The organism is Streptococcus sp. 27098_8_134, from assembly GCF_041431675.1.
Classification (GTDB): domain Bacteria; phylum Bacillota; class Bacilli; order Lactobacillales; family Streptococcaceae; genus Streptococcus; species Streptococcus sanguinis_R.
Map to the genome: position 1 here is coordinate 1 of NZ_JAPVYD010000001.1, position 14,694 is coordinate 14,694.

Consider the following 14,694-nt stretch of genomic DNA (forward strand, 5'->3'; position numbering starts at 1 on the left):
CGTCTGCTTTTGGCGCATCACTCGGTATCATGGTTGGCTTAGCCGTACCGACTTTGACAACTTGCGTTACTGGAGCGAGAGTTTCCTCATTGGACAGTTCTTGGCGATCAATTTCTTGACCGTTGGAGCTGTAGACACGAGTCTTGATAGTCCGCTCGCCCTCAACACCTGGAGTCGCGATTTGACGGGTATCACGAACAAGTTCATCCGTTTCTTCTTCACGAATCGCGAAGTTGATTTTCTCAACACGCGTTTCATCTGTGTAAGTTAATGGGTACTCTGGAAGAGCATCGGCTTTTGGTGCATCGTTCGGTACCATATTTGGTTTAGCCGTACCAACTTTAACAATTTGTGTTACTGAAGCTAGAGTTTCCTCATTCGATAACTCCTGACGGTCAACTTCTTGACCATTGGAACTGTAAACACGGGTCTTGATTGTTCGCTCGCCTTGCACTCCTGGAGTCGCAATTTGGCGTGCATCGCGAACAAGTTCGTCCGTTTCTTCTTCACGAATAGTGAAGTTTATTTTCTCCACTCGAGTTTCATCCGTGTAAGTTAGCGGATACTCTAGCAAAGCGTCTGCTTTTGGTGCATCACCTGGTACCATGGTTGGCTTAGCAGTTCCGACTTTAACAACTTGTGTTACTGGAGCCAAGGTTTCTTCATTGGACAACTCTTGGCGGTCGATTTCCTGACCATTGGAGCTGTAGACACGGGTCTTAATCGTCCGCTCGCCTTGGACACCCAGAGTCGCAATTTGACGGGCATCTTGTGGCAATTCATCCGTATATTGCTCTTCAATATTGAAGGCGATTTTCTCAATACGCGTTTCATCGGCATAAGTCAACTGGTACTCTGGCAAAGCATCGGCTTTCGGAGCTTCGTTCGGTACCATGTTTGGCTTAGCAGTTCCGACTTTGACAACTTGCGTTACTGGAGCAAGAGTCTCTTCATTGGACAGTTCCTGACGGTCAACTTCTCGACCGTCTGAACTGTAGACACGAGTCTTAATAGTGCGTTCACCTTGGACACCCGGTGTTGCGATTTGGCGGACATCCTGTGGTAACTCATCAGTATATTGTTCCTCAATATTGAAGGCTACTTTTTCAACGCGGGTTTCGTCTGTGTAAGTCAGCGGATACTCTGGCAAAACGTCTGCTTTTGGTCCATCGTTCGGTACCATATGCGGCTTAGCCGTTCCGACTTTGACAACTTGCGTTACTGGAGCTAGAGTCTCCTCATTGGAAAACTCTTGTCGGTCAACTTCTTGACCGTTGGAACTGTAGACACGGGTCTTGATAGTTCGCTCACCTTGAACTCCCGGAGTCGCTATTTGACGGGCATCACGAACCAATTCGTCCGTTTCTTCTTCACGAATGGTGAAGTTAATCTTCTCAACTCGAGTTTCGTCCGTGTAAGTCAACGGGTACTCTGGAAGAGTGTCTGCTTTCGGTGCATCGTTTGGAACCATGGTTGGCTTAGCCGTGCCAATTCTGATAACTTGAGTAACTGGAGCTAGAGTTTCTTCGTTAGACAGCTCCTGACGGTCAACTTCTTGACCGTTGGAACTGTAGATGCGAGTCTTGATTGTTCGCTCACCTTGCACACCTGGAGTCGCAATTTGGCGAGTACCTTGGACTAGCTCGTCAGTCTCTTCTTCACGAATAGTATAGTTGATTTTCTCTACGCGCGTTTCATCCGTGTATATTAATGGATACTCTGGCAAAACGTCTGCTTTTGGTGCATCACCTGGTACCATGGTTGGTTTAGCGGTACCGACTTTGACAACTTGCGTCTCTGGAGCCAAGGTTTCTTCATTGGACAACTCTTGGCGGTCAATTTCTTGTCCATTGGAACTATAGACGCGAGTCTTGATTGTTCGCTCGCCTTGCACTCCTGGAGTCGCAATCTGACGGACATCACGAACAAGATTGTCTGTCTCTTCCTCACGAATGGTGAAGTTGATTTTTTCAACTCTAGTTTCGTCCGTGTAAGTCAACGGATATTCTGGAAGAACTTCTGCTTTCGGCGCATCGTTCGGAACCATGGTTGGCTTAGCTGTACCGACTTTGACAACTTGCGTCACTGGAGCTAGAGTTTCTTCATTAGAAAGTTCTTGACGATTAATTTCCTGACCGTTGGAGCTGTAAACACGGGTCTTGATTGTTCGCTCGCCCTGAACGCCCGGAGTCGCAATTTGGCGAGTACCTTGGGCTAGCTCGTCCGTTTCTTCTTCACGAATAGTATAGTTGATTTTCTCTACGCGCGTTTCGTCGGTGTAAGTCAGCGGGTATTCTGGTAGTTCTTCTGCCTTTGGTGAGTCAGCCGGAATCAGACTTGACTTACTTGTACCGACCTTAATAATTTGAGTGACTGCTGCAAGAATTTCTTCATCCGATAAAACTTGGCGGTCAACTTCTTGGCCATTCGAGGTATAGATACGAGTAGTAATCGCCCGCTCACCCTGGACACCTGGTGTGACAATTTGGCGACTGCCTTCTGGAATCTCATCAGTATACTGTTCTTCAACGGAAAAATCTATCTTTTCTCTTCTTGTTTCATCCGTCGCAGTCAGCTCTAATTCTGGGGCTTGATGCACGGGTGCTTCATCTGGTGCGGTACCATAAGTGGTTAGTTCCGGAACTTCTTGTACTGGCGTTGTATCTGGTGCAGTGCCATACGTTGTCAATTCTGGAACTTCATTCACAGGTGCGGTATCTGGCGCAGTGCCATAAGTGGTTAGCTCTGGGACTTCTTGAACCGGTGCTGTATCTAGCGTTGTGCCATAAGTCGTCAATTCTGGAACTTCTTGCACGGGTGCGTCATCTAGTGCGGTACCATAAGTTGTTAACTCAGGCACTTCTTGAACAGGTGCGGTATCTGGCGCAGTGCCATAAGTCGTCAATTCTGGAACTTGATGTACTGGCGCTGTATCGGGCGTCGTTCCATAGTTCGTCAATTCTGGGACTTCTTGAACTGGTGCCTCTTTTGGCACAGATTTTACTGCGGCAGTTCCAACCAACACAATTTCTGAAACTGGCTCTGCAGTTACCTGGTCTGAAATCACTTCACTTTTTACAATTTCTTTACCTGCTATATAATTGCGAGTGACGACAGTGCGAGTTCCAGCGACACCTGCACGAATGACCTGAGATTGCCCCTCTGCGAGTTCATTTGAATATTGGTATTCTGTTCGATAAGGCAGGACTTGGGTCTGGCTGCTTTCTTGGCTCTTGAATTCCAGTTCTGGTACTTCAGTGACTGGAGAAAGCCGAGCAAATTCGCGCTCTTTGGCAGCAATAATCTCTTTTTCTTGCTCTGTCAGTTTATCTGTTTCAGTAGACACAGGCTTGTTGGCAGTACCCTGATTCCCAGAAAGACTAGCAGATTTACCTGCCTGCTGATCGACTTCGACAGCTGACAAGTCCTTCTGTGCCGTAGGAAGTTGATGACTTCCTGCTGCGTTCTCCTTGCCTTGTTCACCGCTTTTTAGATAGCCGACATACTCAAAACCAGCAATCTCTAAAGGTTCAGGCAGCTTATCTCCTACTGTCAAATTCAGCCTTTGATTGTAGGCGGCTAATTCAATATTGGTCACTGCAAATACAGAAGGAGCTAGGAGAATAGAGCCTAGACCTGTCACCAGCAAAATAGAAGACAGGTATCGCTTACCATTTCTACCTCGTGCAATTACTAAAACTGCTAAAGTCAGTCCAGCAGCAGCAAAAGTTGCTTCCCACAGACTTGAGTAGCCCGTCTTTGGCAAACTTTTTGCCGAAAGTCCCTGGGTCTTTGGACGGTAAACCAGGTAATAAGCATCAGAGTTTTCTTCCACAAACTTTGGAAGCTCCTTAACAACTGCATTCTTCTCAGCTTCAGTCAGTTCAGACTCTACTACGTAGTGATAGTGAACTGGAACGGTTTTGCCTGCTGAGACTTCTGCAGCCTCAACCGTGCTTGTATTTCCCCCTATTGCGGTACTCAAAAAGAAGCTTCCGATAGTGGCAGAAACCAATCCTACTGATAACTTTCTAAAAGAATAGCGCTGGAGCGTATCACCAGTGATTCTTTTTTCCATAATAATTCCCTTTTCTTCATATAATAATCTCTTAAAATTTTACAGAATTTCCTACAAAAATTCAATGCTTTTGCTTAAAAATATATCTTTGAAGACTGAAATCATCATGTTTTTGAACAGCCTAAAAATAGTGTTCATTTTTACCTGAAAGATTAAAAAACAAATCTTCAATTAGAAAATTTGCTTTTTAAAATATGATTTATTTTGTTAGTCAGAAGTTCAAATTCAATCCAAAGAGGCCGTACTCATGCTTGTCTCCTTGCAATTCTGCTGCATAGTGGCGCGTGACGGTTTTTTGATGAATCAAGGCTCCAATAGCTGAAGCCTGTCTCTTCTGTGCCTCTTTAAAAATCGGATAGGCCAAGGCAGAGCCTAACCCCAAGAATTCCTCATCTACTCCTAAATACATAATCATATAGCGTTTGGGAAAGCGCTTGGTCCAAAAAAGTTTAGCTAGATTGAGAGGAGTCAGTTTTTGATAAACCAGAGAACCGTAGTCCGGCATAGCAATCAGAAAACCTGCTAGCTTGCCCTCCTTATAGGCCAGCTTAACCATGGAAAAATCAAGAATATACTGGTATTTTTGAAAAATCTGACTGAACTGCTGGCTGGAAATGGAGCGATAAATCGGAAAATCTTGATAGAGGCGATTGAGGAGCTCAAAAACCTGCAGCGAAGCTTGATCCCACTCCTTCTTTTTGGGAGAGCAAATGGTGAAACCCGCTTTTTCAAAAGACTCAAAGCGATGAGCCAGCTTGTCCTGATGAGTTTGATTGCTAACCTTGGGATAAAAATTGGACAGATAGCGCTCCTTGAGCTCAAAACCAGCAGCCTGCCATAACTCAGGATAATAGTCTGGATTATGAGGTTCTCCAGTAAAAGGAATCTCCTCTGTTCCAGTCAGCTGCATTCGATAGCCCAGCCAAAAACTTGCCTGTACGGGACCGATAATCCTGCTAACTCCGAGACTGCAAGCAAATCCTGCTAAATGCTTGATAAAAGCAGATGCAATCTGTTGATCATTGATCGACTCGAAAAATCCCAAGTAAGCAGCCTCATCATCTGGATAGAAGGTCAGAAGGCCTCGAATACAAGAACGACCGTCCTCATAGCCAATAAAGGCATAGGTTTCTAAGTCAGAACTCAGCGGGTGACTGCCCTCAATTAACGCCTGCTCTTCCTCTTCCGACTGCATAAGGTGGTCTGGCTGGTAAATCTGTTTGGGCAGGGCTAGAAAATCGGCCAGCTCTACAGTATTAGGTTTGACTGGTTTAATTTCCAGCATGGTCTTCCTCCTTGATCAGTCGAATCTTGCCAGTAAGGCCATCCATCTCAATCCAATCACCGTTTTGCAGCTGGCTGCAGGCGCCTCTGACATTAACAATAGAAGGAATACCCAACTCACGGGAAATAATGGCCGTGTGCGAGAGCAAAGACCCCTGCTCGGCAATGACACCCTTGGCTTGGGTCAGAAGATAGACCCAGCCCGGATCGGTCATCTTGGTCACGATAATCCGGTCCTGAGCAGACTCAATCTCCTGCACATCTTCCACGACCAAAACCTGAGCCTTGACGCAGCCAGGTGAGCAGCCAATCCCTTGTAAGGCTTGATTGCCCGTATTATGACTGCTGGTGTGGTTTTGCGGTTTCAGGTATTTCTCAAAGACCTGTCCAGCAAAAACGTAGCGACTAAAGGTTGGCAGCTCCTTATCAGCCTCCAACTTCTCTCGACGCTCGGCTATCAAGCCGCTAACATCTCTGGGTTTTCTGGTCAGCTCAAACAATTCTTCCTTTGTCAGGTAAAAAACATCGTCAGGCGTAGCCAGCAGTCCTTGCTCGGCTAATTGCTGCCCAAGCGTTCGGAAAATCTGTCGCATCATGCCATAGATTCGTGTGCGGTTTAAGCGGGAGCTCTCCCGATATTTAACACCAGTCATAGCTCGCTTGCGAAGAAAATTCGTCCACCAGCCTGATTTTTGCTCAACTTCTTCAAGTTTCTGAGGGGCCAACTTTTTCTCCTCTTGTTGGTACATTTGCAGCAGGAGCTTGAACAGACGCTCTGGGTGCGTTCGGAAGGTTGGTGTTTCTAACTTCAACTCTTCCGGAGCTCGGTCACCAAATTCATGGATAAAATGAGTAATTTCTTGGACCAAAGGATGATGGCGACTTAGAAAAACTGCTGGACTTTCAGTTTCCATAGCCTGTCTAATCTCTGCATTTTCTTCTGCTTTCAGCTGAGCTGTTAAAGCCTGCAGAGCCAAAGCCGGTCTCATGCTTTCAATCTGCTCAATTCCCGCAATCTCAGCCTGAACCGCTCCGCCGCGCCGCGACTTCTTCAGGAGTCCAGTATAGACAAAAGCATAGAGGTCATTGACCAGTGTAATGTCCCAGTGAGCCAGAATATCCTCTTTCAGCTTGCTGACCAAGCCAATCAAGGTCTCCGCATCTGCATCGGGAGAAAAGCTCGCTTCGTATTGGCGCTGAATCTGGGCGAACTGCTCTTCCAATTGCCTCATTTGTTTGGGTGCCGTCCAAAACTCTCGGATGATTCGGAGCATGATTTGCAGGCGTTTGAAAGCAGACAGGTGCACTGGCATCTGAGGCACCTCTGTCTCTCTCACTCCCAGCATATCCTGCCAGATAGGAATGATTTTCTTAGAAAAAGGCAGAAGCTGCAAGAGCTGATACCAGCTCTGGATCTGGTAATAAACCCGACTGTTGACTGGTTGTAGCATATTTTGAAATGTGGATTCATAAGCTGCCAATTCAGGGGCATTCTTGCCAACCAATCGCTGGGCCAGACTGCGGAAAATGCTAGCATAGGCCTCCTGGATAAAGCTAATGGTCAAAGGACTAGAAACGCCCGGATAGCTCTCGACAATGTTGCTGTTATCCAGAATAATCTGCTGGCCTTCTAGCAAGGTAGTAATAGGTCGTGCTTGCAAAAGATAGAGCTGGCCATTTGCGAAGGTAAACTCCATATCCATATAAGGTCCGAAAAGCTGACTTACCTGACCAGCCAAGGCCTGTAAGTCCTCGAGTTGTTCCTGTGATAATTCTGGTGAGTCCTCCGTCTGCTCAGTATAAAAGAGCTGGTCCTTGGGATGGAGCGTCACCATGGTTGTAGGAATCTTATCCTCGACAACCTTATTGCCCAAGCCCCGACCGATGACAATGATGTGCTCGTTCAGAATGCCCTTGGGATTAGCTGTGAAGTAAATCCCAGACAGTTCTCCCTCCTGCATGACCTGAACAAGGCAAATCATCTGTGCCTGCTTCAAGGATAGTCCCTGCTCAAATAGATAACTAAGAGCCGACTCCTGATAAAGAGAGAGCAAAGTCGCTTGGACGGCTTCTTTAAGCCCCTCTGGCTTCACATTGAGCTGGCTCTCAAACTGACCGGCAAAGGATGAAGCCTTCCCATCCTCAATGGTTGCTGATGAGCGAACCGCAAAGCGACAGTCTGTCTGAGAAAACTCCTGATGAATCCAGTTTTCTGCTGCTGTCAGATCTTCTTGCGCAAACTGCTCTTTAGCCCAATCCTGAAATTGCTGACTGAGTTGGGACAATTCCAACTCTCCGGACCGATAGGCTACTTCCATCTGCTCCAAGTCAGCAGAGCTGGCAGATTCTTGAAAAAAGTCAAAAGCAAATACTGCAAAGTCAGGAACCGGCAAACCAGCAGCCTGCATTTTCAGCAAATGATAGGCCTTGCCTCCGACCTGGTCAAGCCCTGTCTGCTTGATTCTTTTCATCAAAGTACCCCCATCAAGAGATAAACAGCAACGGACAGAACCATTGTCGTCTCTGTGATATAAGTATAACGCTCCACCCGCTCCCGGATATTAAAGCGAGTCGGATCCTTGATAAACTGCTCAAACTGGACGGTCATCCAAATGACATTCAGCACCAAGATTACCACTCCAACATGGGAAATATTCCAGAGAAGGGCAAAATTGGTCAAGATATCCAGCAGAGTCACCACCTCGATAAAGCGAGTAGCTTTTTTGTAGCCAAAAAGCTTAGAATAGGTCACATACTCTGTCTCGTCTTTTGGCGCTCGAATCTTGCGGCAGACTTCCCAGATCAGACTTGGGAAATACATGGTAAAGGCCAGCAAGACAGTCGGCAGGGACAAGAGAGGCAGATTGTACTTGTAGCAGACAAAGGAAATAGTATAAAGATTCAAAATCATCATGACCGGATTATGGGTTACTAGAGCCAGTGGCAGAGAATTTTGAATCTTATCACGCTTAAAGAACCAGAAGGACATGAGAGTTCCGTAGATGTAGAGAAAGAGGAACCAGCCGATATTGTTCATAAAGAGGATATTGAGAAGTACAGATACAGCTACGATAAAGCTGAGGGCAATAGCCAGGTCCTTCTTTTTCACCCGGCCAGATGGCAGAGCCCGATGAGGAAAGAGGCGTCTGTCGGTCTCATAGTCCTTGAAATCATCCGCGATCCGCAGAATCATCAGAAAGACGAAAATGGTAAAAATTCCGATCAACTCCTGATGGTCAAAGCGAAACTTGGTCACTCCGTCATTAAGCAGAAGGACAAAATAAATCTCAAAAAACATGATGGCAGCCACAAAAAAGCGTGGCAGCAAAGGAAACATTTCCTTATAGTAAACAGCTAATCGTTTAAACATAGCTTTTCTCCAATCTTTTCACCCATTTGAATCTGGGTTTCTATTCCAAGGTCTGAGTAAGTCAGGATATCCTGATCCGAGCGAATCGTGCCTGCTGGATAGAGGACAAGAATGGTTGAGCCACCCAGACCAAAGCAGCCCTTCTCCTGTCCCCTGACCAAACTGTCCTGACTGTGATTGTATATTCTTCCGACCAAGAGAGCCCCTACTTCCATCTGCAGGACAGGTCCTAGGTCGGTATCTAAAAGACAGTATTCTCTTTTATTTTCTTTGTAAATCAAGCGCCGCTTTTGGGCTACCTGCCTGACCGTATGCAAGCGGCCTTTGATTTTTCGTCTTCGGGTAATTCTGCCGGATTCAGCAGCCAGATAGTGGTGCAGGTCTTCCACTCCCAAACGATAAACAAGAGCTGTTCCGCCACTAAACAGCTGAGCTAATTCTTCATCCAGCAGTAAGTCAGCTAACCTGTATGTCTGCCCCTTAATTGTCAGCTGCAAGTCCTGACTGATGGTAAAAACCTCTAACTTAGCATCCGCCACAGCCAGTACTTGACTGTCAGGACAGACTGGACGCAGAGCGGACTTGATTTTTCGCTGGAAGAAAGCCGCAAAGCTAGAATAGGGGCCACCTTCATAGTCAGCTAGATCCAGCTGATAATTTTCCACAAAAGCTGCTATTTTCTTGCGAGAAAATGCAGTGTAGTCTTTCAAAGTCAGAAGATAAGACAGGCTAGGTCGGGTCAAGATAGGCAATAAGAAGCGACCCCAAGCAGTACCATAAAGCTTATCTAACAGCCCCGCCTTATATTCTGTCGGTTCCACTACTTGGCCAGTCCTTCTCTGATAGACCTTAACCATGGGGCAGGACCCCCAGACCAATCAAGCTAGCAACAGCTAAAATCGCAAAAACCAAATAGGCCAACTTATTAGGCTTGGGAATCCGGCAGTTGTAGACAAATAAGAAGGTCAACAAAAGAGACAAGCCCAGCCACACCCAAGCAAAGAAACCAGGCGCCAGCCATTGACAGACCAGATAGGTCAGAGGAAAAAATAGGGCGCTGTAAGTCACGGGCAAGCCGATAAAATACGAGCCAGATCCTTCATCATGCTTGGCCAAGCGATTAAAATGAGCCAAGCGCGTAACTGCAGCTAAGACATAGAGGACAGCCAAGACGATATTGGCCGCTCCCAAGGGCAGCTGAGTCATGAGGAGCACAGCCGGAAGAGTCGCAAAGCTAATCATGTCGCAGAGCGAATCAATCTCAATGCCGAAGCGCTTCTGACTTTCAGTCCGCTTCATCCTTCTCGCCACCACACCATCAAAAAGGTCACAGATACCGCTAACGATAAAGGCCATCATAGCTAGCCGCAGCTGGGATTGAATGACGGCATAGACTGCCAACAGTGCAAAAGCAGCGCCCATATAGGTCAGGATAACAGATTTGTCGTATTCACCAATAAACAAAGGTTCATTCTTCTTCATGAATTTTTATTTCTCCTCTTCTTCCATCTAAAGTAACCAGCATGCCAGTTTCTAGCAGCTGAGTTGCATTCTTGGCGCAAACCAGAGCTGGAACCCCGCATTCCCTAGCGACAATGGAGGCATGGCAGAGAACCCCGCCATACTCTGTCACAAGACCGCCCAGAATACCGAAAACATAACTCCAACCCGTATCTGTATAGCGAGTGACAAGAATTTCTCCCGGTTCAATCATCTCAATATCAGCCAAATCCAAGAGAACTCGAACCCGACCGGTCACCTGACCGCTGCTGGCTGGCATTCCCGTCAGCAGAGCCTGACTCTCAGGGGCCACCTCTTCCAGTCCCATCTCTTTGTCGGTCAAATCCCCCACTAGCTCAAAATTCCGATAGGCCTGGCAATAATGCCGATTATCAGCCACTTCTTCTTGGAGCTGGTCAACAGTCTTTTGTCCTTCCATAAAGGCAGTCAGGCTTTCTTTCTTAATGTAAAAAATATCTTGAGAACCTTTTAGAAAACCTCGCTTTTTATAGGCTCGGCCGAGTTTGAGACTAAGCTGACGAATGAGGTGGTAATAGCGCGTGGAAATATCTTTGAACTCCTCCCGCCACCAGAGCAAGTTCCTCAAGTCTTCGCTGATTTTTTCTATCTTTTTCTGCTTGGTTCGAGATAGATGAGCAAGATCCAGCTCAAACCCTGAGACAGGACTGAGCGAAGCTTTGGCCGCTTGGTAGTAAGCAGGATCAGCAATCAACTGCTGGACCGCTGTCATAACTTGATGAGCATCTTCTTCATAGCTAGCCACTCGCAAGTCCAGCTCCCGTGCCGAGTGATAGCCAAAATCCTTTTGGAAATCCTGAATCTTGATGAAATCTGCTCGCTCAGGGTATTGTGCAGCCAGTTCCTGCAATTCTTCCACCGATGGCTTCAACCAATCGTCTATCAGTTTCTCATCTGCCAAAACAAGATCCGCAACTTCCAGCATCCTAGCCAAAGGCTTGGTATGCGAAACATTTCCCAACTTAGCTATTAGTTGGAAAAATTCATCAACCGTCAGCCATTTGAGGAGACTGGTCTTTTTCATGGACAGCTGAACCGTATTGATGTAGGCCTGCCAAAAATAAGTTCCCTCACTGTCTAAATAAACCTGATTTAGCACTAACTGCCAAAGACTCTCGACTTGTTGCAACGGGCTTTGGTGGTTCAGTTCTCCTATTTCTTGATGAAGACGGTTAAATTGCTGGCGCAGATCTTGCAGCTTGTCTGGAGCCTGATACAGAAAAGCCTTAGTTACTTTTTGCGTTTTCCAAGCCACCCGCAGGAAATTCAAGAGCAAGGCTGGACTTAATTTGCTGGTAAAACCTTGACCTTGGTAGTCTTTATTAACTCCCAGCTCATCATCAAAGTCTCGCTCAATATAGCCCGGAATCTGCTCCATACCTTGCTTGACCACGCCTAAGTTCCAGAAAGGCCGAGCATAATGGAGACGCATTAGCGGCGGCATCATACCTTCAGGCTCTAGGCCAATTGCCAGCAAAAAGCTGGAGAGTGCCTCTTGCCAAGAATGGCGATAAAGGCTCCACATCAGGTTGGGACAGGGCTGAGCCGCTACCCCTCCATCCCGAAAATTTGCTGTCGTCCAGCGACCACTGTCGATTTTTGTTGGTACTGTCGTGATGGGCCGAGCCTGCAGCAGATAGACTTGCTCTTGGACAGCGCACCACTCAATATCCATCGGCCGACCAAAATACGCCACAATCTGCAAAACTTGCTCGTGCAGCTTCTGCAAGACTGCCAGAGGGATTTCAGTCTTTTCAAACTGGAGCCAGTCCGGCTTGTACCAAGCAAGAGTCAGCTGCTCAGGATTGACTTGACCGCTAACCAAGCTCTCAGCCGAGCCTTTTACATACTCAAGCAGCATAGACTGGTCCTGATTAGTCGCCACATCTAGGGAAAAGCAGACACCGCTGAAGTCGGGCTCTATCTGCTCCTGAATCAGCACTGCCATGGCAAAATTCTGCTCCGCCAGACCCTGACGCTGCCAGTAGGCCAAGGCTTCTGGATTAAAAAGAGAAAGCAGACAGGAACGAATGCCCTGCTCAATTTCTGACAGTGTCCGGCAGTCACCAATCGAGTCATATTGACCAGCAAATGACATGGTCTGTCCGTCTTCTAAGATGGCACTGCTGCGAACGATATAAGCTTGATTTTTCTGACAAAAAGCTGCTAACTCCTGTAGCCAAGCTGGCTCCAAGGGATATTGCTGCAAACGCTCGGCAATTTCCTCCTTGCCCAGTTCGATTAATTCTTTAAGTCCCTCTTTTGAGTATTCTGGCAGAGCTACTTTTAGCCAAGCCATGACTTGGTCTGCCGGCAATATTAGAGCCCTAGGCACCGAAAGCCCCAGCTGACAGAGGTTGATTAACTGATTGATTTTACCGCCATAGACGACCGAAGGCTCTTTTTCCAGCCATAGTTTTTTCATCAAATACTCCCATCTCACATACGATTTTTTCTAAGCTTAGCCCAGTAGAGCAGACAATTGACTCCTAGATGCGTGCCCGCCCCTAGGATGAGTATGCCCAGCATCTGCTGCCAGGACAGAGGGATATAGAAAAGCAAGAAAATAATACAGCCAATCAAGGAATCAATCTGGTCTATCCAGATAAAAGTCCATTTCCAGCCATTCTCCGCCGTCTTGCCCTCTCTGATTTCCAAACGGCGCTTGATAAAACTATTGGGCAGCTCAAACAAAACATAAGCCAGCCCCAAAAGAGCGCCAAGCATCAGATTAAACAGCACGGTATTTTCGTAGAAAGCATAGACCAAGTGCAGCGTCTCTAGGGTAGGAATACTCTTCAAGAGCAATCCCCAGAGAATCTGAGCCAAAGCTCCCCAGAGAATCATGCCAAGGAAACCTTTCCAGGTCTTGTTAGCCCCAAAAAGCCTCTTCCCATCCTTTAAAATCAGCCCAGCATCCATTGGTCGATAAGCCGCCTCTAGCAGTGAAGACTTGCAAAAGATCATATTCAGAACTCCAGCCAGAATGACCGGCATCAGGGTGATATATAAGGCAAGAATCGAACGCATACTTATTTCCTATTCTTTTTATGAAAATCAGTTTGAAAAGATTAAGAGACTTCTCAAACTTTTATGACTTCATTATATCATAAGTCACTAAAGCCCTTACACAACAAACTGTCAACAACTGTCACATCTGATTATGGTACAAAAATTCGTTATTCTAAAATGTTGCTTCCCGTCGCATCTGTAACTACCTGATTTTTTAAGAAATACTAAGAGTTAGTAGCAACTAAACAAGATTTCAGATAATATGTCAATCAATCTTCTTTTTATTATAAAATGCTTTTAAAAATTTGTAAAGAAGGGTTTTATAATAAAAATTAAAAAACCAGCTTTTCTAGCTGGTTTGTCAGTTTATCCTCTATCATCATAACCATTTGGATGACTGGAGTGCCATTTCCAAGCAGTTTCGATAATGGTTTCGATATTGTCAAATTTCGGCTGCCAGCCCAGAATTTTTCTTGCTTTCTCAGAGGAAGCAATCAGCGTATCCGGATCGCCTGGGCGCCGCTCTGCTATTTCCAAAGGAATAGGATGTCCGGTCACCTTTCGAGCTACTTCTACAATCTGCAGGTTGGAAAAACCAGTCGAAGAGCCAAGGTTAAAGGCATCTGAAGGCTGTCCTGCACGCAGATGCTCAACAGCCAAAATATGAGCGTCAGCCAAGTCGAAAGGATGGACATAATCTCGGACATTGGTGCCGTCTGGAGTATCGTAATCATCGCCAAAGACGGCAATCTTCTCACGTTTGCCCTGAGCCACTTGAAGCACAATGGGCAAGAGATGAGTTTCAGGTCCGTGGTCCTCGCCAATAGAGCCGTCGGGCTTGGCACCCGCCACATTGAAATAACGCAGGGCTACAAACTTGATGCCATAGGCCTGGTCTGCCCAACGCATAATAGTCTCCATCATAAGCTTGCTCTCACCATAAGGATTAATCGGCTTTTGCGGGGTCGTTTCCAGAATCGGCACTTCCTCAGGAATGCCATAAGTCGCAGCGGTTGAAGAAAAGACAATGTTTTTAACGCCGCATTCCTGCATGACTTCCAAAAGAGAAACCATACCGGCTGTGTTATTGTCAAAATACTTGAGCGGGTCCGCCATAGACTCTGCCACCAGTGAAAAGGCTGCAAAGTGAATGACTGCATCGATGGATGGATGCTTAGCAAAGACATCACGCATAAAGTCCTTATCCGCCAAATCCCCCTCATAAAAGACTGCTTGCGGGTGGACGGCTGCCCGATGACCAGTCACCAAATTATCAACAACGACTACCTCTTCCTTACCTGCTGCTATCAAACGGTCAACCATGTGCGAGCCGATATAGCCAGCTCCACCTAATACTAAAATTGCCATAAAACCTTCCTTTCCCTGTTACGCTAGATTCATTATAACACAT

At 46.5% G+C, this 14,694-nt stretch carries 9 protein-coding genes; all 9 read right to left on the reverse strand.

Going from position 1 to position 14,694, the window contains the following annotated elements; genetic code table 11:
* The coding region (locus tag O3620_RS00005; protein ID WP_371601284.1) for an SIALI-17 repeat-containing surface protein at positions 1-4,078 on the reverse strand (4,078 nt) is incomplete at its 3' end.
* A 211-nt stretch (positions 4,079-4,289) separates the two neighbouring features.
* Positions 4,290-5,363 (reverse strand): hypothetical protein, encoded by a 1,074-nt coding sequence (locus O3620_RS00010; protein ID WP_371601285.1) that lies wholly within the window; start codon positions 5,361-5,363, stop codon positions 4,290-4,292.
* A complete protein-coding gene (locus O3620_RS00015) occupies positions 5,350-7,833 on the reverse strand; it encodes a phosphoenolpyruvate synthase (protein WP_023916140.1) in 2,484 nt (827 codons plus the stop codon). Before O3620_RS00015 ends, O3620_RS00010 begins: the two co-directional genes overlap by 14 nt.
* A complete protein-coding gene (locus O3620_RS00020; RefSeq protein ID WP_002900511.1) occupies positions 7,833-8,732 on the reverse strand; it encodes a UbiA family prenyltransferase in 900 nt (299 codons plus the stop codon). Before O3620_RS00020 ends, O3620_RS00015 begins: the two co-directional genes overlap by 1 nt.
* Entirely contained in the window at positions 8,717-9,589 is an 873-nt protein-coding gene (locus tag O3620_RS00025) for a phosphatidylserine decarboxylase (RefSeq protein WP_125410346.1), read from the reverse strand. The genes O3620_RS00020 and O3620_RS00025 overlap by 16 nt, the downstream gene beginning before the upstream one ends.
* Positions 9,582-10,214: a phosphatidylcholine/phosphatidylserine synthase gene (locus tag O3620_RS00030; RefSeq protein WP_002919152.1), complete on the reverse strand. Its 633-nt coding sequence runs from the start codon at positions 10,212-10,214 to the stop codon at positions 9,582-9,584. Before O3620_RS00030 ends, O3620_RS00025 begins: the two co-directional genes overlap by 8 nt.
* On the reverse strand, positions 10,201-12,696 hold the full coding sequence (locus O3620_RS00035; protein ID WP_371601286.1) for a PEP/pyruvate-binding domain-containing protein: 2,496 nt from the start codon (positions 12,694-12,696) through the stop codon (positions 10,201-10,203). Before O3620_RS00035 ends, O3620_RS00030 begins: the two co-directional genes overlap by 14 nt.
* 14 nt (positions 12,697-12,710) lie before the next feature.
* Positions 12,711-13,301 carry a CDP-archaeol synthase gene (locus O3620_RS00040; protein ID WP_002900515.1) on the reverse strand — a complete coding sequence of 197 codons (591 nt, stop codon included), beginning with the start codon at positions 13,299-13,301 and terminating at the stop codon, positions 12,711-12,713.
* 348 nt (positions 13,302-13,649) lie between these two features.
* Positions 13,650-14,651 (reverse strand): UDP-glucose 4-epimerase GalE, encoded by a 1,002-nt coding sequence (galE, locus tag O3620_RS00045; RefSeq protein WP_002900516.1) that lies wholly within the window; start codon positions 14,649-14,651, stop codon positions 13,650-13,652.
* Between the last annotated feature and the right edge of the window lie 43 nt (positions 14,652-14,694).